Annotated in this window: 20 protein-coding genes and 1 tRNA gene; 10 read left to right on the top strand and 11 right to left on the bottom strand. The window is 67.8% G+C overall.

The window, feature by feature from the left end; all coding sequences use genetic code 11:
• Positions 1–51: 51 nt before the first annotated feature.
• Positions 52–378, top strand: a complete 327-nt coding sequence (locus WS95_RS18240; RefSeq protein WP_059824944.1) for a c-type cytochrome — start codon at positions 52–54, stop codon at positions 376–378.
• Positions 379–543: 165 nt separating this feature from the next.
• Here WS95_RS18240 and WS95_RS18235 read toward each other — a convergent pair whose 3' ends face one another.
• From WS95_RS18235 to WS95_RS18225, 3 genes are read right to left on the bottom strand one after another with little or no spacing between them, the layout of a single operon-like run.
• The gene (locus tag WS95_RS18235; RefSeq protein ID WP_059824942.1) at positions 544–1,305 is read right to left on the bottom strand and encodes a DUF2486 family protein; all 762 of its coding nucleotides are present in this window, start codon (positions 1,303–1,305) and stop codon (positions 544–546) included.
• Between the two features lie 25 nt (positions 1,306–1,330).
• Positions 1,331–1,747, bottom strand: a complete 417-nt coding sequence (locus tag WS95_RS18230) for a DNA polymerase III subunit chi (protein ID WP_034208146.1) — start codon at positions 1,745–1,747, stop codon at positions 1,331–1,333.
• A 34-nt stretch (positions 1,748–1,781) separates the two neighbouring features.
• Complete coding sequence (locus tag WS95_RS18225) at positions 1,782–3,293, bottom strand: leucyl aminopeptidase (RefSeq protein WP_059824940.1); 1,512 nt, start codon at positions 3,291–3,293, stop codon at positions 1,782–1,784.
• Between the two features lie 122 nt (positions 3,294–3,415).
• On the opposite strand from WS95_RS18225, the gene lptF reads away from it, so the two are divergent.
• From lptF to WS95_RS18210, 3 genes are read left to right on the top strand one after another with little or no spacing between them, the layout of a single operon-like run.
• The gene (gene lptF / locus WS95_RS18220) at positions 3,416–4,510 is read left to right on the top strand and encodes an LPS export ABC transporter permease LptF (RefSeq protein WP_034208148.1); all 1,095 of its coding nucleotides are present in this window, start codon (positions 3,416–3,418) and stop codon (positions 4,508–4,510) included.
• Between the two features lie 3 nt (positions 4,511–4,513).
• The gene (gene lptG, locus WS95_RS18215) at positions 4,514–5,662 is read left to right on the top strand and encodes an LPS export ABC transporter permease LptG (protein ID WP_034208149.1); all 1,149 of its coding nucleotides are present in this window, start codon (positions 4,514–4,516) and stop codon (positions 5,660–5,662) included.
• A gap of 26 nt (positions 5,663–5,688) precedes the next feature.
• Positions 5,689–6,072 (top strand): sirohydrochlorin chelatase, encoded by a 384-nt coding sequence (locus WS95_RS18210; protein ID WP_059824937.1) that lies wholly within the window; start codon positions 5,689–5,691, stop codon positions 6,070–6,072.
• A gap of 81 nt (positions 6,073–6,153) precedes the next feature.
• Here WS95_RS18210 and cobA read toward each other — a convergent pair whose 3' ends face one another.
• The 6 genes from cobA to WS95_RS18180 all read right to left on the bottom strand — a co-directional run bounded on the left by cobA (position 6,154) and on the right by WS95_RS18180 (position 12,337).
• The gene (gene cobA / locus WS95_RS18205; RefSeq protein ID WP_034208151.1) at positions 6,154–6,903 is read right to left on the bottom strand and encodes a uroporphyrinogen-III C-methyltransferase; all 750 of its coding nucleotides are present in this window, start codon (positions 6,901–6,903) and stop codon (positions 6,154–6,156) included.
• Positions 6,904–6,963: 60 nt separating this feature from the next.
• Entirely contained in the window at positions 6,964–8,280 is a 1,317-nt protein-coding gene (locus WS95_RS18200) for a sulfate adenylyltransferase subunit 1 (protein ID WP_034208152.1), read from the bottom strand.
• Positions 8,281–8,302: 22 nt separating this feature from the next.
• Positions 8,303–9,265, bottom strand: a complete 963-nt coding sequence (cysD, locus tag WS95_RS18195; RefSeq protein ID WP_006478076.1) for a sulfate adenylyltransferase subunit CysD — start codon at positions 9,263–9,265, stop codon at positions 8,303–8,305.
• A 75-nt stretch (positions 9,266–9,340) separates the two neighbouring features.
• Positions 9,341–10,093 (bottom strand): phosphoadenylyl-sulfate reductase, encoded by a 753-nt coding sequence (locus tag WS95_RS18190; RefSeq protein ID WP_034208153.1) that lies wholly within the window; start codon positions 10,091–10,093, stop codon positions 9,341–9,343.
• Positions 10,090–10,632: a DUF934 domain-containing protein gene (locus tag WS95_RS18185; protein ID WP_059824935.1), complete on the bottom strand. Its 543-nt coding sequence runs from the start codon at positions 10,630–10,632 to the stop codon at positions 10,090–10,092. The genes WS95_RS18190 and WS95_RS18185 overlap by 4 nt, the downstream gene beginning before the upstream one ends.
• A gap of 25 nt (positions 10,633–10,657) precedes the next feature.
• On the bottom strand, positions 10,658–12,337 hold the full coding sequence (locus WS95_RS18180; RefSeq protein WP_034208155.1) for a nitrite/sulfite reductase: 1,680 nt from the start codon (positions 12,335–12,337) through the stop codon (positions 10,658–10,660).
• Between the two features lie 214 nt (positions 12,338–12,551).
• On the opposite strand from WS95_RS18180, the gene WS95_RS18175 reads away from it, so the two are divergent.
• The 3 genes from WS95_RS18175 (at position 12,552) to WS95_RS18165 (ending at position 14,901) form a co-directional block, all read left to right on the top strand.
• A complete protein-coding gene (locus tag WS95_RS18175; RefSeq protein WP_006478072.1) occupies positions 12,552–13,493 on the top strand; it encodes a CysB family HTH-type transcriptional regulator in 942 nt (313 codons plus the stop codon).
• Positions 13,494–13,563: 70 nt separating this feature from the next.
• Positions 13,564–14,721 carry an ABC transporter substrate-binding protein gene (locus WS95_RS18170; RefSeq protein ID WP_059824933.1) on the top strand — a complete coding sequence of 386 codons (1,158 nt, stop codon included), beginning with the start codon at positions 13,564–13,566 and terminating at the stop codon, positions 14,719–14,721.
• Between the two features lie 95 nt (positions 14,722–14,816).
• Positions 14,817–14,901, top strand: a tRNA-Leu gene (locus tag WS95_RS18165).
• Between the two features lie 349 nt (positions 14,902–15,250).
• Here WS95_RS18165 and WS95_RS18160 read toward each other — a convergent pair.
• A complete protein-coding gene (locus WS95_RS18160) occupies positions 15,251–16,153 on the bottom strand; it encodes a LysR family transcriptional regulator (RefSeq protein ID WP_034208157.1) in 903 nt (300 codons plus the stop codon).
• Positions 16,154–16,274: 121 nt separating this feature from the next.
• Here WS95_RS18160 and WS95_RS18155 point away from each other — a divergent pair, with 121 nt between their 5' ends.
• Both WS95_RS18155 and WS95_RS18150 read left to right on the top strand, forming a co-directional pair.
• Positions 16,275–17,012 carry an SDR family oxidoreductase gene (locus tag WS95_RS18155; protein ID WP_059824932.1) on the top strand — a complete coding sequence of 246 codons (738 nt, stop codon included), beginning with the start codon at positions 16,275–16,277 and terminating at the stop codon, positions 17,010–17,012.
• Positions 17,013–17,056: 44 nt separating this feature from the next.
• The gene (locus WS95_RS18150) at positions 17,057–17,956 is read left to right on the top strand and encodes an SDR family oxidoreductase (RefSeq protein ID WP_059824930.1); all 900 of its coding nucleotides are present in this window, start codon (positions 17,057–17,059) and stop codon (positions 17,954–17,956) included.
• Between the two features lie 30 nt (positions 17,957–17,986).
• On the opposite strand, the gene WS95_RS18145 is transcribed toward WS95_RS18150, so the two are convergent.
• The gene (locus WS95_RS18145) at positions 17,987–18,877 is read right to left on the bottom strand and encodes an alpha/beta fold hydrolase (RefSeq protein WP_059825102.1); all 891 of its coding nucleotides are present in this window, start codon (positions 18,875–18,877) and stop codon (positions 17,987–17,989) included.
• Between the two features lie 112 nt (positions 18,878–18,989).
• On the opposite strand from WS95_RS18145, the gene WS95_RS18140 reads away from it, so the two are divergent.
• Positions 18,990–19,877: a LysR substrate-binding domain-containing protein gene (locus WS95_RS18140; RefSeq protein WP_059782271.1), complete on the top strand. Its 888-nt coding sequence runs from the start codon at positions 18,990–18,992 to the stop codon at positions 19,875–19,877.
• Positions 19,878–19,890 lie beyond the last annotated feature (13 nt).

Below are 19,890 nucleotides of genomic sequence, written 5' to 3'. Positions count from 1 at the left end.
TCTATAATGCGCGGACCATGAAGCCGGCCGTCCCCGCCGGCGGAGAACCGCATGAAACAGACGATATTGCGCGTGTTGCTCGCCATGCTGCTGACCGGCAGCGCGGCGGCGGCGCATGCCGACCAGGCCGACGGACTCGCGCTGGCGCAGCGCAAGAACTGCATGGCCTGCCATGCGATCGGCAAGCCGCTGATGGGTCCGTCGTTCCGCGACATCGCCGGCAAGTACGCGGTGCGCGGCGACGGCGTCGACTACCTGGCGCAATCGATCGTGAAAGGCAGCGTCGGCGTATGGGGCAGCGTGCCGATGCCCGCCAATACGCAACTGACGAGCACCGAGGCCCATACGCTCGCCCAGTGGGTGCTGTCGGTACGCTGAAAGCGAATACCCGCGCGGGTACCCACCTTGTGCGCTTGTGCGCGGGACGTCGCGAGAGGACGGCCGCGTACTGACCGACCTGTCCCTCCCCAGCGGCTTCGCACGCGTTTACTGCGCTTACTGCACCCGCATTCTCTTTTTTCGCCGCCGCGAACGATTGCCCGTTCAGCCGGAATGACCGGCGCGACGACGGGCGATCTCTTCATCGACCGCCTCGCGCACCCAGTCCATCACCTCGGTTTCCAGCGCGAGTGCGACTTCGCGCGTGACCTGGCCGACCAGCCAGGCCGAATGCTCGTGCAGCGCATCGCGACAACGCGCTTCGATGGCGTCGCGCCCTGCCCCGGTCAGATAGTTCGTCAGGCGATTGCGAAGCCGTTCGGCGATGTGCTGCGCATCTTCCGGCGTCAGCGCGACTGCGGCCTGCGCATCCGGCTGCGGCGGCACCGCGCCCGGTAGGGCCACCTCCGGCGTCGCCGATTCGGGCGCGTGCGCGGCCGCGTCGCGCGCCATCGCGGCGAACGTGTGTTTCGGCAGGTCGTCATCGACGAGCGACGAGCGCAGCGGCGCCGTCATCGCCGCCGCATCCTCCGCGACCACGTGCTCGGCAGCGCCAGGCTCGGCCGGCGCATCGGTTTCGCCCGCGGCGGCGGCCGTCGCCGCGTCGCCCGGCAGCTCGACCGCCGGCACGTGCGGCGTCGGCACGGGTTCGATCACGACGGAATCGGGGTCGGCCTCGGTTTTACGCGATTCGGCCCACGCGGCACCCGCGGCGGCCGGTGGCGCGATCACGTCGGTGAGCACCGGAATCGCCGCATCGTCGTGCGGCCGGGGGGCGGCCGACGCGGGCGAGCGCGCCGGCGCCGGCTTGCCCGGCACCAGCACGTCAGTCAGCGTCGGAATCGAGGATGAATCGGCTTCGGTCACGGGAACACTCCGTCGACGGTTGCGGCTAGCCGCCCTGCTTGTAGTTGTTCAGCGCATAGCCGCGGTCGCGGTAGAACCGGTAGCGGTCGCGGCCCGCGGCCAGCTCGTCCGGCGCGTTGCCGACCACTTCGAGCAGGCGTTCGAAGCGGGCGAACTGCGCGGGCACGGTCGCGCCGAGGTTCAGCAGCACGTGATGATGCGGCGCGCGGTCGAGATCGGCGGCCAGCACGATCGGCGTGCCGGCGGCGTGCTCGCTGTCGATGCCGCAATGCGGGATGAAATCGAGCGGCGAGAACGTCCAGAGCCGCTCGTCGAGCGCGCGCAGGCGCGCGGGCTCGGCGAGCACGACGACCGGCTGCCCGGCCTGATAGGCCTTGCGCAGCAGCCGGCACGCGTACGCAAGCGAATCGCCGACGTTCGAGTGGAAATCGATCCGCGTCATTGCCCGCGCACCCGCAGCGTCGTCGGCGCCGCCATCACTGGCCGGCGCGGTCGATCAGGAACTGCGCGAGCAACGGCACCGGACGGCCCGTCGCGCCCTTCGCCGCGCCACCCTTCCATGCGGTGCCCGCGATGTCGAGGTGAGCCCACGGATAGCTCTCGGTGAAGCGCGACAGGAAGCACGCGGCCGTCACGGCGCCGGCCGGACGCCCGCCGATGTTCGCGAGATCCGCGAAATTCGACTTCAGCTGTTCCTGGTACTCGTCGTCGAGCGGCATGCGCCATGCCGGGTCGTTCGCCTCGCGCGACGCGTCGAGCAACTCGCCGGCGAGCGCGTCGTTCGTCGAGAACAGCCCGCTGTTGTGGCCGCCCAGCGCGATCACGCACGCACCCGTCAACGTCGCGACGTCGATCACGGCGGCCGGCTTGAAGCGCTCGGCATACGTGAGCGCGTCGCACAGGATCAGGCGGCCTTCGGCGTCGGTGTTCAGCACCTCGATCGTCAGCCCCTTCATGCTGGTGACGATGTCGCCCGGCTTCGTCGCATTGCCGCCCGGCATGTTCTCGCAGGTCGGCACGATCGCGACGACGTTGATCTTCAGGCCCATCTCGGCGACCGCGCGGATCGTGCCGAGCACCGAGCCCGCGCCGCACATGTCGTACTTCATCTCGTCCATGCCTTCGCCCGGCTTCAGCGAGATGCCGCCCGTATCGAACGTGATGCCCTTGCCGACCAGCACGACCGGCGCGGCCTTCGCGGCGGCGCCCTGGTAGCGCAGCACGATGAACTGCGGCGGCTCGACCGACGCGCGGGCGACCGACAGGAACGACCCCATCTTCAGCGCCTGGATCTGCTTGAGCCCGAGGACCTCGGCCTTCAGGCCCCAATCCTTCGCGATCTTCTTCGCGGTGTTGCCGAGATAGGTCGGCGTGCAGACGTTGCCCGGCAGGTTGCCGAGGTCGCGGGTCAGATCCATCCCGTTCGCGAGCGCGACGGCCTGCTTGATCGCGACCTTCGCGGCCTTTTCGTCCGCCGGATCGACGCTGAACACGACACGCTTGAGCGTGTGCGACGCCGGTTCCGGCTTGCTCTTCATCTGCGTGAAGCGGTAGGTCTCGTTGCGCAGCGCGAGGATCGCGGCGCGCACGCCCCAGTCGGAGCTGCGCTCGTCGACCGGCAGTTGCGCGAGCGAGAACGTGACCTGGACGACCTTGGTCGCCAGCAGCGCGCGCCAGGCGGCGGTCACCGCGTCGTTATAGGCTTTCTGATTGAAAGCATCCTGCTTGCCGAGCCCGACGAGCAGCACGCGCGACGCGCCGATGCCCGACACTTCGTGCAGGAACAGCGTCTTGCCGCGCTTGCCGTCCATGTCGCCGGCCTTCACCACGCGCGAGATCAGCCCCTTGGTGGCCGTGTCGATGTCGAGCGCCGCGCCCGACAGGGTCTGCGCCTCGAAGATGCCGAGCACGATGCAGTCGGACTTCCCGGTCAGGAACCCCTTGGCCTCGCCTTTGCTCCAATCACAGCCTTTTATGCTAAAGTCCATCGCGCTTGTCCTCGGATAAAATCTGGGCTAAGGATGAAAGCCGCAATTATCCGCTATTTTTCCCGTGGCGGCGCGAGCGCTCCACCACGCGTGCGCAGCCTCCCGCCCTCTTCTCATCAAGAATGATCTTCGAACGCTCCCTCCAGCGCGAGCTTGCGTATACGGCTGGCGCCGTGTTCATGGTGCTGCTCACGATCATGCTCACGACGATGATGATTCGCATCGTCGGCTACGCCGCGTCCGGCGAAATCGATCCGCGGGACGTGCTCGTGCTGATCGGCCTGACCGTGATCGGCTACCTCGCCGTGATGCTCGTCGTCACGCTGTTCGTGTCGATCCTGTTCGTGCTGACCCGGTGGTACCGGGACTCCGAAATGGTGGTGTGGCTCGCGTCCGGCGTGAGCCTCACGCGCCTCATCAAGCCGATCGGCGTGTTCGCCACGCCGATCGTCCTGCTGATCGCGTTCTTCGCGTTCGTCGGCTGGCCGTGGTCGAACCAGCAGAGCAAGATGATCAAGGCACGTTTCCAGCAGCGCGACGAAATCTCGCTGCTCGCGCCCGGCCAGTTCCGCGAATCGGCCGCGAACCATCGCGTGTTCTTCATCGAGAAGATGTCGCCCGACCAGAGCAAGGTCCAGAACGTGTTCGTCACGTCGACGGAAAACGGCAAGCTCAACGTGGTCGTGTCGCAGACGGGCCATACGGAAACCGCGAAGGACGGCGATCGTTTCGTCGTCCTCGAAGACGGCCGCCGCTACGACGGCACGCCCGGCCAGCCGAACTTCAAGATCATGGAATTCGAGCGCTACGGCGTGAAGATCACCAGCAAGCCGGTCGTCAACGTGCAGACCACCAACAGCACGCCCACGCCCGACCTGCTGCGCAACCCGACGCGCGACAATCTCGCGGAATTCGCGTGGCGCGCGGGGCTGCCGCTGATCGCGCTGAACCTGATGGTGCTCGGCATCCCGCTCGCGTACCAGAACCCGCGCCGCAGCCGCACGATCAACCTCGTGATGGCCGTGCTGATCTACCTCACGTATTCGAACCTGCTGAACGTCGTGCAAGCGCAGATCGAGCAGGGCAAGATGTCGTTCGGCGTCGGTCTCGTCGGGCTGCACGTGCTCGTCGCGGCGATCGTCGCGTTCATTTTCTGGTTGCGCGTGCGCAATCGTCCGTTGTTGTCACGCGCGCTGTTCGGCCGCTCGGGAGCATGATCGATGCGGCTCTATGAAAAGTACTTCGCGCGGCAGATCTACATCACGTTCATCTTCATCCTGTTCGCGTTCTCCGGTCTGTTCTTCTTCTTCGACCTGATCAGCGAACTGAACTCGGTCGGGCACGGCAACTACAAGTTCGGCTACGCGGTGCTGCGCGTCGCGCTACAGACGCCGTCGCGCTTCTACGAGATCATCCCGGTCGCCGCGCTGATCAGCGCGATCTACGTGTTCGCACAGATGGCCGCGAACTCGGAATTCACGATCTTCCGCGTGTCGGGCCTCGCGACCAACCAGGCGCTGCGTTCGCTGCTGAAGATCGGCGTGCCGCTCGTGATCGTCACCTATCTGATCGGCGAATTCGTCGGCCCGTACGCCGACCAGCTGTCCGAACGCGTGCGGCTGCAGGCGCTCGGCGCATCGGTGTCGTCGAACTTCCAGTCGGGCGTATGGGTGAAGGACACGCTCGCGGCCCGCGAGAACGGCGAGCAGGTCACGCGCTTCGTCAACGTCGGCAGCCTGTCGCCCGACTCGACGATCAGCAACGTGCGCATCTACGAGTTCGACTCCAAGTTCCAGCTGCAGAACGTGCGGATCGCGCAAACCGGCCGCTACGAGCCCCCCGGCCACTGGCTGCTGAAAGGCGTCACCGAAACGGAGCTGACGCCGATCAAGCCGGTCAGCGGCCAGCCGGCCGATGCGCTGAACCCCGTGTACCGGTCGCAGCAGGTGTCGCTGCCCGAATACCGGCTGCGCTCCGACCTGACGCCGCAGATCCTGTCGGTGCTGCTCGTGTCGCCGGAGCGCATGTCGATCATCAACCTGTTCCGCTACATCCAGCACTTGCGCGAGAACCAGCAGGACACGCAGCGCTACGACATCGCGCTGTGGCGCAAGCTGCTGTATCCGTTCGCGGTATTCGTGATGCTCGTGCTGTCGCTGCCGTTCGCCTACCTGCACACGCGGGCGGGCGTGGTCGGCGTGAAGGTGTTCGGCGGCATCATGCTCGGCATGAGCTTCCAGCTGCTCAACACGCTGTTCTCGCACATCGGCACGCTGAACACGTGGCCCGCGCCGCTCACCGCCGCGACGCCGGGTCTCATCTATCTCGCGCTCGGCCTGTTCGCGCTCAAGTGGGTCGACCGGCACTGAGCGCCGCGCGCGACGGAGGCTTCGACATGCATTCGCACGGTATCGTCCTGTTCGGCCACGGCGCCCGCGACCCGCGCTGGGCCGAGCCGTTCGAGCGGCTCGCCGCGCGGCTGCGCGGCGCCGGCTCCCCTGCCGCGCAGGTGTCGCTCGCGTTCCTCGAACTGATGCCGCCGTCGCTCGCCGAGGCCGTGGCCGCGCAAGTCGCGGTCGGCTGCGCGCGCATCACCGTGGTGCCCGTGTTCTTCGGCCAGGGCGGCCATGTCCGCCGCGACCTGCCGCAGCTCGTCGACGCATGCCGCGCCGCGCATCCGGGCGTCGAGATCCGCTGCGCGACGGCCGTCGGCGAAGACGACGGCGTGCTCGACGCGGTCGCGCGCTATTGCGTCGACCAGCTCGGCGACGACGCGTAGGCCACGTCTTCGCCGCGCCCAAAGAAAAAGCGCCGGCATCTGCCGGCGCTTTTTGCGTTTGGGACCGCGCGCGAGCCGCGCTCAGGCGGCATTGCGCACCGGATCGCCCGCCTGCGCCTGCCGTGTGCGTTCGGCGAATGCATCGCCGATCATCAGCAGGCTCGGTTCCGCGGGGTCGAGCCACGCCTGCGCATCGCCGGCCGCCATCCGGGCGAGCGTCAGCGTCAGCGTGCGTTCGCGCGCGGTGCTGCATGCCTCGACGATCGCCACCGGCGTCGCCGGCGCACGGCCGGCGTCGATCAATTCCTGCGCGATGCCGGGCGCGCTGTCGCGGCCCATGTAGTAGACGATCGAATCGGCGCGTGCGGCTTCGCGAATCTCGTCGCTGCCCGGTGCGCGACTGTGCGTCGCGAACGCGACGCTGCGCGATACGCCGCGCAACGTGAGCGAACGCTTCAGCGTCGCCGCGCCGGCCAGCGCCGCGGTGATGCCCGGCACGATCTCGTAGTCGATGCCGGCCGCGTCGAGTGCGCGCATTTCCTCTTCGGCGCGACCGAACAGCATCGGATCGCCGCCCTTCAACCGCACGACGCACGCGTGCTCGCGCGCCGCGTCGACGATCTGCTTGTTGATGAAATGCTGCGCGGTCGAGCGCTGCCCGCAGCGCTTGCCGACCGCGATCTTCCGCGCGTTCGGCGCATAGTCGAGCATCGCAGGCTCGACGAGCGCGTCGTGCAGCACGACGTCGGCCTGCTCGAGCAGCCGCATGCCGCGCACCGTGATGAGGTCCGCGGCGCCCGGTCCTGCTCCGATCAGATATACCTTGCCCATGTTTGTCGCTTCGCTAGGGTCCTGCAGCGGCGGCCGGTTCGCCGCCGCGCAGATTGACGATTACGCCGAGAACGCGCGGATCATCCCGGCGGCGACCGTGTGGTGCGTCGCCTCGTCGATCAGCACGAACGCGCCCGTGCCGGGGTGCGCATCGTAGGTGTCGCACACGATCGGCTTCTGCAGCGTCAGCGCCACGCGGCCGATATCGTTCATCTTCAGGTCCTGGCGATCGGTCGCGTGCGACAGCGTATGCACGTCGAGCACCTGCTTGACGCCGCCGATCTTCGCGAACACCGTACTGGTGGTCTGCTTCAGCAGGTACTTGCGCTGCGGCGACAGCGGCGTCTCGTCGAACCAGCACAGGTCCGCCTCGAGCTTCTTCGCCGGCTCGACCGGCTCGGCGGCCGTGACGAACATGTCGCCCCGCGACACGTCGACATCCTCTTCGAGACGGATCGTCACCGTCTGGCCCGCGAACGCGTGCGCGACCGATGCGGTGCCGCCCGGCACCGGCGCGACGATCTCGGCGACCGTCGCGGTGCGGTTCGACGGCAGCACGACGATCGCGTCGCCGACCTTCACTTCGCCCGACTCGATCCGGCCCATGTAGCCGCGGAAATCGTCGGCCGAGCTGCCGTCCTGGCGCGCGACCCACTGCACCGGGAAGCGCAGCGCGTCGTGCGCCTGCGTCTCGACCGGCAGCGACTCGAGCACGTCGAGCAGCGGCTCGCCCGCGTACCACGGCATGCGCTCGCTCGCGCCGACGATGTTGTCGCCCTTCAGCGCCGACACCGGCACGAAGCGCACGTCGGTCAGGCCGAGCTGCTTCGCGAGCGCGACGTACGCGTCGCGGATCTCGTTGAAGCGCGCCTCGCTGTAGTCGACGAGGTCCATCTTGTTGATCGCGACGATCACGTGCTGCAGCCCGAGCAGCTTGACGATCGCGCTGTGGCGCTTGGTCTGCGGCAGGAGTTGCACGACGCCGTTCTCGACCGTGATGCGTGTCGCGTCGATCAGGATGATCGCCGCGTGCGCGGTCGACGCGCCCGTCACCATGTTGCGCGTGTACTGCTCGTGGCCCGGCGTGTCGGCGATGATGAACTTGCGCTTCGCGGTCGCGAAATAGCGGTACGCGACGTCGATCGTGATGCCCTGCTCGCGCTCGGCCTCCAGCCCGTCCGTCAGCAGCGCGAGATCGAGCTCGTCGCCGACCGTGCGCTTGTTCTTCGCGCGCGACAGCGCGGACAGCTGGTCGGACAGCACGGCCTTGCTGTCGTACAGCAGGCGGCCGATCAGTGTGCTCTTGCCGTCGTCGACGCTGCCCGCGGTGATGAAGCGCAACACGCCGAGGTCTTCGGTGTTCTCGATGATGCTCATGATGTGAATGTCCTCGTGTGCTTCAGAAATAACCTTGCTTCTTGCGCTGTTCCATCGCGGCTTCGGACGCCTGGTCGTCCATCCGGGTCGCGCCGCGCTCGGTGATCTCGGTCACCGCCGTCTCGGCGATGATCTTCTCGACGTCGTCCGCGTCGCTTTCGACCGGGCACGTGCAGCTGATGTCGCCGACCGTGCGGAAGCGCACCTGCGCCAGCTCGCTCGTCTCGCCGTCACGCATCGGCGTGAGCGGCGTGACCGGCACGAGCAGCCCGTTGCGGCGCACGATCTCGCGCTGGTGCGCGTAATAGATCGACGGCAGCTCGAGGTTCTCGCGCGCGATGTACTGCCACACGTCGAGCTCGGTCCAGTTCGAGATCGGGAACACACGCAGATGCTCGCCCTTGTGCAGGCGGGCGTTGTACAGACTCCACAGTTCCGGGCGCTGCGCCTTCGGGTCCCACTGGCCGAATTCGTCGCGGAACGAGAAGATGCGCTCCTTCGCGCGCGCCTTCTCTTCGTCGCGGCGCGCGCCGCCGATCAGCGCCGTATAGCCGTGCTGTTCGATCGTCTCGAGCAGCGTGACGGCCTGCGCGGCGTTACGCGAATCGGTTTCGCGGCGCAGCACGACCGTGCCGCGCTTGATCGAATCCTCGACGTGGCCGACCACCAGCTCGGCGCCGAGCTCCTGCGCGCGGCGGTCGCGGAAGTCGATCACTTCCTCGTAGTTGTGGCCCGTGTCGATGTGCACGAGCGGGAACGGCAGCGTCGTCTTGCGGTTCGCGCCGAGGCCGAACGCCTTCAGCGCCAGATGCAGCACGACGACCGAATCCTTGCCGCCCGAGAACAACAGCGCCGGCTTGCTGCATTCGGCGACGAGTTCGCGCAGGATGTGGATCGACTCGGCTTCGAGCCAGTCGAGGTGGCCCATGCGGCTGTCGGCGCCGGTGGGCGGGGCAAAGGCGGATTGCTCGAGCGTCGTGCTCATGATTTCAGTCCTTCTCTTCCGGGTTCGTGCCGCCCGCTGTCGCAGGCGGCGCAATATTCAGTTTCTTGTCGGTTTTCAGTGCGCGGCGCCGGCGTCGGCATTCGCGGGAATCGGCGTGATCGTCGTGATGTGCAGCCCGCACTCCTTCGTGTCGCGCGACTCCCACCACCAGCGGCCCGCGCGGCTGTCCTCGCCGGGACGGATCGCGCGCGTGCACGGCTCGCAGCCGATGCTCGGGTAGCCGCGCGCGTGCAGCGGGTTCACCGGCACGTCGAACGCGTTAAGGTACGCCCACACGTCGGCTTCCGTCCAGTCGGCGAGCGGGTTGTACTTCGCGATCCCGCGCGCTTCGTCCTGTTCTTCCTCGTGCAGCTCCGCGCGCGTGACCGACTGCTCGCGGCGCTGGCCCGTCACCCACGCGCCGACGTCGGCCAGCGCGCGGTTCAGCGGCTCGACCTTGCGGATGTGGCAGCACGCCTTGCGCAGCTCGACGCTCTCGTAGAACGCGTTCAGGCCGTGCTCGGCGACGTACTGGTCCACCGCGTCCTGCTGCGGGTGGAACTGCTCGATCTCGTAGCCGTAGCGCTCGCGCACGCGGTCGATCATGCCGAGCGTTTCCGCATGCAGGCGGCCCGTGTTCAGCGAGAAGATGCCGATCGGCACGCCCTTCGACAGGATCGCGTGCGTGAGCAGCATGTCCTCCGCCGCAAGGCTGCTCGCGAATTTCACCTTGTCGTGACGGGCGCCGATCCGCGCAAGCAGCGCGTCGAGGCGCTCGACCTTCGCGGCGAGTTCCGGCGTCAGCTCGGTGGCGGTCGCGGTGCTCATGCGGTCACCTTGGTGTCGGCCGCGGCCTCGCGGCGGCGGAACAGCGGCGCCGGCTCGTCGAATGCGCCCTGGTAACGCTGCGTGAATTCCGTGAACGCATTCAGCGCGTCGTGGATGTCCTTGTCGGCGCGCACCGCGAACGCGTCGAAGCCGCAGCGCGACATGTACAGCAGTTGATCGCGCAGCACGTCGCCGATCGCGCGCAGCTCGCCCGTCCAGCCGTGGCGTTCGCGCAGCAGGCGCGCGATGCTGTAGCCGCGGCCGTCCGCGAAGCGCGGGAAATCGACGGCGACCAGCGAGATCGCGCCGAAATCGGCCACGAGATCGGCCGGTTCGCTGTCCGGCGCGAGCCACACGCCGAGTTCGTCCTTCGTCTTCGCGGCGACGAGCGCCGCACGCTCGGCCTGCCACAACGCGAACGGCACCAGCACCTTGCCGGCCGGCAACGCGTCGACCGCGGGCAGCGCGCCGTCTTCCGCCGCGCGCACGACCTGCCATGCATCGTCGATCACTGCGCGGTTCTTGATAATCGAAGCCATCTGCAAATTCCTTCTACCCGGTTGATTACGCGTTCACGGCCTGGCGCGCCGCATACACGCGCTCCTTGAACGGCGCGATGCCGATGCGGTCGTACGTGTCGATGAAGCGCTCGCCGTCGATGCGCGCTTCGACGAACGTGTCGATCAGCGTCGCGATCACGTCCGGCACTTCTTGCGCGGAGAACGACGGGCCGATCACGCGGCCGAGGCGCGCGCCGTTGCGGCCCGTGCCCTGCTCGCCGCCGAGCGACACCTGATACCACTCGGCGCCATCCTTGTCGACGCCGAGGATGCCGATATTGCCGACGTGGTGATGGCCGCACGAGTTCATGCAACCGGAAATGTTCAGCGACAGGTCGCCGAGGTCGTACACGTAGTCCAGATCGTCGAAACGCTGCTGGATCGCGAGCGCGATCGGGATCGACTTCGCGTTCGCGAGCGAGCAGAAGTCGCCGCCCGGGCACGCGATGATGTCGGTCAGCAGGCCGACGTTCGGCGTCGCGAAACCGGCCGCCTTGGCCTTTTCCCACAACGCGAACAGGTCGCGCTTCTTCACGTTCGCGAGAATCAGGTTCTGCTCGTGCGACACGCGCAGTTCGCCGAGCGAGTAGGCGTCGGCCCAGTCGGCGACCAGGTCCATCTGCGCGTCGGTCGCGTCGCCCGGGGCCACGCGGTGATCCTTCAGCGACAGCGTGACGGCGGCATAGCCCGGCACCTTGTGCGGCGCGACGTTACGCTCGACCCAGCGCGCGAACGCCTTGTTCTCGAGCAGATGCTGTTCGAACGACGCGTCGGTGTCGGCAAGCTTTTCGTAGACCGGCGGCTGGAAGTACTGCGACACGCGGTCGATTTCGGCCTGCGTGAGCGTCGACGGGCCGTCCTTCAGGTGCTGCCATTCTTCCTCGACCTGCTGCGCGAACTTCGCCGGCGACAGCGCCTTCACGAGGATCTTGATCCGCGCCTTGTACAGGTTGTCGCGGCGGCCGTAGCGGTTGTACACGCGCAGCACGGCCTCGCAGTACGTGAGCAGGTGCTGCCACGGCAGGTCTTCCTTGATCACCGCGCCGACGATCGGCGTACGGCCGAGGCCGCCGCCCGCGAGGATGCTCGCGACCACCTCGCCCTGCGCGTTCTTCTTCAGGTACACGCCGAGGTCGTGGATCTGCACGGCCGCGCGGTCGTGCTTCGAGCCCGACACCGCGATCTTGAACTTGCGCGGCAGCCACGCGAATTCGGGATGGAACGTCGACCACTGGCGCAGGATCTCGGCCCACGGGCGCGGATCGATCTCTTCGTCCTGCGCGACGCCGGCGAACTGGTCGGCCGTGATGTTGCGGATGCAGTTGCCCGACGTCTGGATGCCATGCATCTGCACCGACGCGAGCTTCGCGAGAATCTCGGGCGTCTCTTCCAGTTCGATCCAGTTGAACTGGATGTTCGAGCGGGTCGAGAAATGGCCGTAGCCGCGGTCGTGTTCGCGCGCGATGCGCGCCAGCATCCGGAGCTGGTCGCTGCGCAGGTTGCCGTACGGAATCGCGATGCGGTGCATGTACGCGTGGCGCTGCATGTACAGGCCGTTCTGCAGACGCAGCGGACGGAATTCGTCTTCGCTCAACTCGCCCGACAGCCGGCGGCGCACCTGATCGCGGTACTGCGCGACTCGCTCGTCGACGATCGTCTGGTCGTATTGGTCGTACTGATACATTCGGGGACCCCAGGGTTTTCGTGTTGACCGCGCGACGTCCTAGCCACGTCGCGCCCGAATCTCCGTTCCGTCGTCACCGCCGCCATCCGCTGCCGGCTGGATTGCTAATGACGAAAACAGATATCCATATTTGAAAAACTCCGGTGAATCGTAATAAACTCGCCTTATATTTCAAACGACTAAAAAATTCTGTTGATATGCGGAAGGGTTATAAATGAACCTGCACCAATTTCGCTTCGTGCGCGAGGCCGTCCGGCAGAATTTCAACCTCACCGAGGCCGCCAAGGCGCTCTACACGTCGCAACCGGGGGTATCGAAGGCGATCATCGAGCTCGAGGACGAGCTGGGCGTCGAGATCTTCACGCGGCACGGCAAGCGCGTGCGCTCGCTCACCGAACCGGGCCGGATCATCCTCGCCTCGGTCGAGCGGATTCTTCAGGAAGTTGAAAGTTTAAAGAGGGTCGGGAAAGATTATGCGGCGCAGGACCAGGGCAACCTGACCATCGCGGCGACCCACACGCAGGCCCGCTACTCGCTGCCGGCGGCGATCGCCGAGTTCAAGAAGCGCTTCCCGAAGGTGCACCTGTCGATCCTGCAGGGCAGCCCGACGCAGGTGGCCGAGATGGTGATCCACGACCAGGCCGATCTCGCGATCGCGACCGAGGCGATCTCCGACTACAAGGAACTCGTGTCGCTGCCCTGCTTCCAGTGGCATCACGCGGCCGTCGTGCCGGCCGACCATCCGCTGCTCGAACGCAAGCCGGTCACGCTGGACGATCTCGCGCAATACCCGCTGATCACGTACGACGACGCGTTCGCGGGCCGCAAGAAGATCAATCATGCGTTCGCGCTGCGCGGACTGTCGCCGGACATCGTGCTCGAGGCGATCGACGCCGACGTGATCAAGACCTATGTCGAACTCGGCCTGGGCGTCGGCATCATGGCCGACATCGCGTTCAATCCCGAGCGCGATCGCGGCTTGCGGCTGATCCCGGTCGGCCATCTGTTCGGCAGCAACGTGACGCGCGTCGCGCTCAAGCAGGGCGCCTACCTGCGCAGCTATGTGTATACGCTCGTCGAGCTGCTGTCGCCGACGCTGAACCGCAAGCTGATCGAGCAGGCGCTCAAGGGCGAAGCCGAATCGTACGAGCTTTGACGGACAGGTATGAACCGGGGGGCGCACATTGCGCCCCTTTTCGTTGCCCGACGGACATGGAGATTCCCGCATGACGCTTCCCGCCTTGTTGCGCCGCGCCGCCGGCGCCGCCCTCGTGTTCGCCTGCGCGGTCGCGCATGCCGACCTGAAGATCGGCGTCGATCTGTCGTCGACCGGCCCGGCCGCCGCGATCGGCATCACGAGCAAGAACGCGATCCTGATGTGGCCGAAGACGATCGCCGGGCAGCCGGTGCAGGTGACGGTACTCGACGACGCGTCCGATCCGGGCACCGCGGTGCGCAACATTCGCAAGCTGGTCGACGAGGATCACGTCGACGTCGTGGTCGGGCCGAACATCACGCCGGCCGCGCTCGCGGCGCTCGACGCGGTGGCCGCCGCGCAGACGCCGATGATCACGCTGGTCGGCTCGGGCGCGATCGTCGAGCCGCAGGAAGGCGCGCGGACCTGGGCGTTCAAGATGGCGCAGAGCGACCGCGCGATGGCCGACGTGATGACGCGCTACATGGCCAACCACGGCGTGAAGACGGTCGGCTTCATCGGCTTCGCGGACAGCTACGGCGACAGCTGGCTCAACGAATTCACGCGCTTCGCGGACCTGCGCAAGATCCGCGTGGTCGCGACCGAGCGCTTCAATCGCACCGACGCGAGCGTCACCGGCCAGGCGCTGAAGCTGATCGCGGCGAAACCCGATGCGATCCTGATCGCGGGCTCAGGCACGCCGGCCGTGCTGCCGCAGCGCACGCTGATCGAGCGCGGCTACAAGGGCGCGATCTACCAGACCCACGGGATCGCGACGCCGGAATTCATCAAGCTCGGCGGCAAGGACGTCGACGGCACGCTGTTCCCGACCCAGCCGGTGGTCGTCGCGCGCACGCTGCCTGCCGACCATCCGGCGCGCAAGGCCGCGTTGGCATTCGTCGACGCGTATGAAACGAAATACGGCGCCGGCACCGTCACGCAGTTCGCGGGCGATGCGGCGGGCGTCTATCCGCGCCTCGCCGACGCGGTCGGCCGCGCGCTGAAGGCCGCGCAGCCCGGCACGCCCGCGTTCCGCGCGGCGCTGCGGCGCGAACTCGAGCGCGCGCACGAGCTCGTCGTGCCGAACGGCGTCGTCAACACGAGCGACAAGGATCACGTGGGGCTCGACCAGCGCGCGAGCGTGATGGGGATCGTGAAACAGGGTCGCTTCGTCTATCTGAGCCAGTGACTCGTACGCCGGATGCCGGGTAGCTTGCCCGCCGTCCGGATTTCCGCCATAATCCGCGTTTCGCCGCGCACAACCGCATGCGCGGCCACGATCAAGCCCAGGTGGTGAAATTGGTAGACGCAGGGGACTCAAAATCCCCCGCCGCAAGGCGTGCCGGTTCGATTCCGGCCCTGGGCACCAGTCTTTCGCAGCGTCATCCGCTGCAACGCTCGAAACCCGCGCAAGCTCGCCGCTTCGCGGGTTTTTTGTTTTTGCGCCGCATCGCCGCGACGGACGTCCCGCCCGGCAGTCCAAGCATCGGGGAGATGCCGACCACGGAGGCCGCCCATGTCCATGCGCAGGATTTCATGCCGGGTCTGCCGCGCCGTGCTCGCCACCGTGCTGGCGCTCGCGCTCGGCGGTTGCGACATACTAAGCGCGCCGCCCGTACCCGACTGGCCCGGGCCGCATGCGCCGTATCCATTCCCGGACACCCTTCCCCATCGCACCGAATGACCTGACGGCAGCCTTCGTCGTGCAGCCACTTGACTCAGGCCATCAGCTCGCGGACGAAGTCGAGAAACACCCTCACCTTCGCCGACACGAGATTCGACGCGTGGTGATACGCGTAAAGCGGGAAAGTCTCGTCCGCCCACTCGGGCAACAACTGCACCAACCGACCGTCGGCCAGGACGTCCCGCGCATAGAGTTCCAGCAGTTGCGCAATGCCGACGCCGCCCAGGCACGCGCCGAGCAGCCCGCCCGTATCGTTGACCGTCAGCCTGCCGGCGGCGTCGACCGGCACGACTTCCTTGCCGCGATGAAATTCCCATTCGTACGGCCGCCCCGTTACCGGATTGCGGATCAGCACGCACCGGTGACCGTCCGCGAGATCCCGCGGGTGCCGCGGTTCGCCATGACGCGCGACATAGGCCGCCGACGCGCAGGTCAGCACGCGCGTCTCGACCAGCAGGCGCGCACGATATGACGACGGCTCCGGGATGCCGAAGCGCACGGCCACGTCGAAGCCGTCGGCGACGAGGTCGCCCATCCGGTCGCGCACGCTGATCTCGACGGACAGGTCGGGAAAGCGGTCGAGAAATTCCGCCATCCGCGGCGCGAGCACGTAGTGACCGAACGTGCCGTCCACGTTCACGCGCAGCCGCCCCCTCACGCGCGCCTTCGACTGGCCGGCGTCGAGCGCCGCCTCCTCGATGCCGGCCAGCAGCGGCGCGACCGCCTCGTAAAAGCGCCGCCCTTCGTCGGTCAGCGTGATCGCGCGCGCCGTCCGGTTGAAGATCCGGATGCCGACGCGCTGTTCCAGCCGGGCGACGGCGCGGCTCACCGCCGGTTGAGTCAGCCCCATCGCCTCGCCCGCGCGCGCGAAGGTGCCGGCCTCGATCACCGCGGAGAGCACCCCGATACCGCTGAGCAGCCTGCTGTCGAACCCCATGAGACATACTTTCAGTCATTCATTGACTGATCATTATTCATTATTTTTATTGATTGAGGAAGCCTACAGTAGTCCTGTCGCCGGATCGAACGGCATTCATCCCTTCACCAAGGAGCAGGACATGAGCACATCGGAACAGGTCGCCCTCGTCACGGGTTCGTCGCGCGGCATCGGCGCGGAAATCGCCCGTCAGCTCGCCCGGGACGGTTTCCGGGTCGTCGTCAACTATGCCGGCAGCGCCGGCCCGGCCCGCGACGTGGTCGATGCGATCGTCGCCGACGGCGGCCATGCCGTCGCGGTGCAGGCGAACGTCGCCGACCCCGCGGCCGTGGCCGCGCTGTTCGACGCCGCCCGCGACGCATTCGGCGGCATCGACGTGGTGGTCAATTCGGCGGGCGTGATGAAGCTGGCCGCGATCGCCGACTGCGACGACGCGCTGTTCGACGAAACGATCGCCATCAACGTGAAAGGCACGTTCAACGTATGCCGCGAAGCGGCAAAACGGGTGCGCGACGGCGGACGCATCATCAACCTGTCGACCAGCGTGATCGGCATGCGCATGCCGACTTACGGCGTGTACGTCGCGAGCAAGTCGGCGGTCGAAAGCCTCACGCAGGTGCTCGCGCAGGAAATGCGCGGGCGCGGCGTCCGCGTGAACGCCGTCGCGCCGGGACCGGTCGCGACCGAGTTGTTCCTGCAGGGCAAGAGCGCCGAACTCGTCGATCGGCTCGCGAAGTTGAACCCGCTCGAGCGGCTCGGCCAGCCCGACGACATCGCGCGCGTCGTCGCGTTCCTCGCCGGCCCGGACGGCGCGTGGATCAACGGCCAGATCCTGCGCGCCAACGGCGGCATGTGCTGACGGACCGCCCGCTACCCACTCGTCTTTCCGCCAGGAGATCGCTCATGAAGGAAGTCATCCTCGTCACCGGCGCGTCCAGCGGCTTCGGCCTGCTGACGGCCCAGGCGCTCGCCCGCGCCGGTCACACGGTCTACGCATCGATGCGCGAGAGCGCCGGGCGCAACGCGCCGCGCGTCGCCGCCGTCGCCACCTATGCGCAAGAACACGGCGTCGACCTGCGCAGCCTCGAGCTCGACGTCGGCGACGATGCATCGGTCGACGCCGCAATCGATCGCGTGATCGCCGACGACGGCCGTCTGGACGTCGTCGTCCACAACGCCGGCCACATGGTGTTCGGGCCGGCCGAAGCGTTCACGCCCGAACAGCTCGCGCAGCTCTACGACGTCAACGTCGTGTCGACCCAGCGCGTGAACCGCGCGGCGCTGCCGCACCTGCGCCGCCAAGGCCGCGGCCTGCTCGTCTGGGTGTCGTCCTCGTCGGCGCGCGGCGGCACCCCGCCGTTCCTCGCGCCCTACTTCGCCGCGAAAGCCGCGATGGACTCGCTCGCGGTGTCCTACGCGGCCGAACTCGCGCGCTGGGGCATCGAAACGTCGATCGTCGTGCCGGGCGCGTTCACCCGGGGCACGAATCACTTCCTCCATGCGGGCAAGCCGGCCGATACCGTCGTGCAGGCCGCCTACGACAGCGGACCGTACGCGGGCGTCGCCGATCAGGCATTGAAGGGCCTCGCCGCGCTCGAGCCGGCTAACGCCGATGCAGGCGCCGTCGCCACGGCGATTGCCGCGCTCGTCGCGGCGCCGGCCGGCAAGCGCCCTTACCGCGTGTTCGTCGACCCGTCGCAGGACGGCGCCGAGGAAGTGTTCCGCGTCGGCGATCGCATCCGCCGCGAGATGTTCAGAAACATCGGGCTCGCCGACCTGCTCGCGCCGCGCGTGCACGGTTGACCCTTCCCGCGCCGGGCCGGCCGGCGCGGGTCACCCCCGCTCGCAGAACCCGAGAATCGCGTCCGCGACCGCCGCCGCGGATTCGCGCTGCGGGAAGTGCCCGACGCCGTCGAGCACCTGCCGCTCGTACCGTCCGGCGAAGAACCGCTCGCGCCCGGCCGAGCTGTCCGGATGATTGCAGGTGTCCGCGCCGCCATGCAGCACGAGCGTCGGCACCGCCAGCACGGGCGCCGGGTTCAGCCGCGCGTCGTCGTCCGCATAGGCCGGCGTGCCCGGCGCGAAGCCCCAGCGCTGCCGGTACGAATGCAGCACGACGTCGATCCAGTCGGGTCCGTCGAACGCGACGGCCGCCGCGTCGAAATCGCCGTCGCGATACCAGCCCGGCGGCGACCACGTATCCCACATCAGGCGCGCGAACGCACGGCGGTCGTCGCGCAGCGCCTGCTCGCCGCGCGGCGTCGCCATGAACCAGTGGTACCAGTAGTTGCGCGCCTGCTGCAGCGACAGCGGCTGAGCGGGATCGTTGGTGCCGTACCCGACCGACAGCATCACGAGATGCGATGCGGCCCCGCCGCGCAGCCCGCAGGCGTTCGCGGCCGCGCGGGCGCCCCAGTCGTGCCCGACCAGCACGGGCCGCGCGATACCGAGCGCGTCGACGAATTCGAGCAGGTCGCGCCCGAGCGCCGCGAGCTGGCCGCTGCGCGGCACGGACGCATCGCGAAAGCGCGTCGGCGCAAAACCGCGCAATGCGGGCGCGAGCACGCGGTAGCCGCGCGCAACGAGTGCCGCTGCCACCGCTTCCCAGCCGACCGGACTGTCCGGCCAGCCGTGCAGCAGCACGGCGACGCGTTCGCCGCGCGGGTTCCATTCGAGATAGGCAATGTCGAGCGACGCGGTCGTCGCATACGCATAGGGCGTCATCGGGTCCTCCATCAGGTCGAGGTCAGCATGAACGTACGATGGTAGGCCGGCTTTTCATCACGATTCGCGGAATATCATGACTTACTCTTCAAATATTGCGTTGAATCGATCCATGGAACCATCGACCGACCCCGCATCGACCGCGCTCGACATCGCGCTGCTGCGCACTTTTCTCGAAGTGGTCGACAGTCGCGGGTTCGCGCCGGCCGCCGAGCGCCTCGCGCTGACGCCGTCCGCCGTCAGCGGCCACATCAAGCGGCTGGAACAGGCGGCCGGCACCGTGCTGCTCGCGCGCACGACACGCCGTATCGCGCTGACGCCGGCCGGCGACACGCTGTACGCGTACGCGCGCAACATCGTCGACATGGAGCGCGAAGTGCGCGCGCGGCTGCGCGGCGCGCCGGCGCACGGGCCGCTGCGGGTCGGCGCGTCGGAGGATTTCGCGGGCACGTGGCTGCCGCAGGTGCTGCGCACGTTCCGCGACAGCCATCCGCGCACCTCGATCGAACTGAAGGTCGGCATCACCGCGTCGCTGTTGCGGGAGCAATCGCTGGGCCGGCTCGACGTCGTATTCGGCAAGCAGTGCCGACAGGTCGACACGCCCGGCGAACTGCTGTGGGAGGAGCCGCTCGTGTGGGCATTCGCGGCCGATACGGCGCTCGATGCCGACGAAGGCGTGCCGCTCGCGCTGTTTCCGGAGCCGTGCGTGTATCGGCAAGCCGCGGTGTCCGCGCTCGCCGCAGCGCTGCGGCCGTTTCGCGTGCTGTTCGAAAGCGGGAGCATGGCCGGCTGCATGTCGGCCGCGCTCGCCGGTTTCGCGGTCACGGCGCTCGCGCGCAGCCAGTTGCGCGACGGCCTGCGCGAGTGCGGGCCGCACGACGGCCTGCCGGCGCTGCCGGCCGCACGCTTTTACGCATTCGCGTCGAAACCCGCGGGCGTCGGCGCCGCGCTGATCGACGCGGTACGCGCCACCGGGCGCACCCGGCAGTTCGCCGCTTGAGCATGCGCGGCGC

Source organism: Burkholderia sp. MSMB1826 (genome assembly GCF_001526325.1).
Classification (GTDB): domain Bacteria; phylum Pseudomonadota; class Gammaproteobacteria; order Burkholderiales; family Burkholderiaceae; genus Burkholderia.
This window is presented reverse-complemented; position numbering and strand designations above follow the sequence as displayed.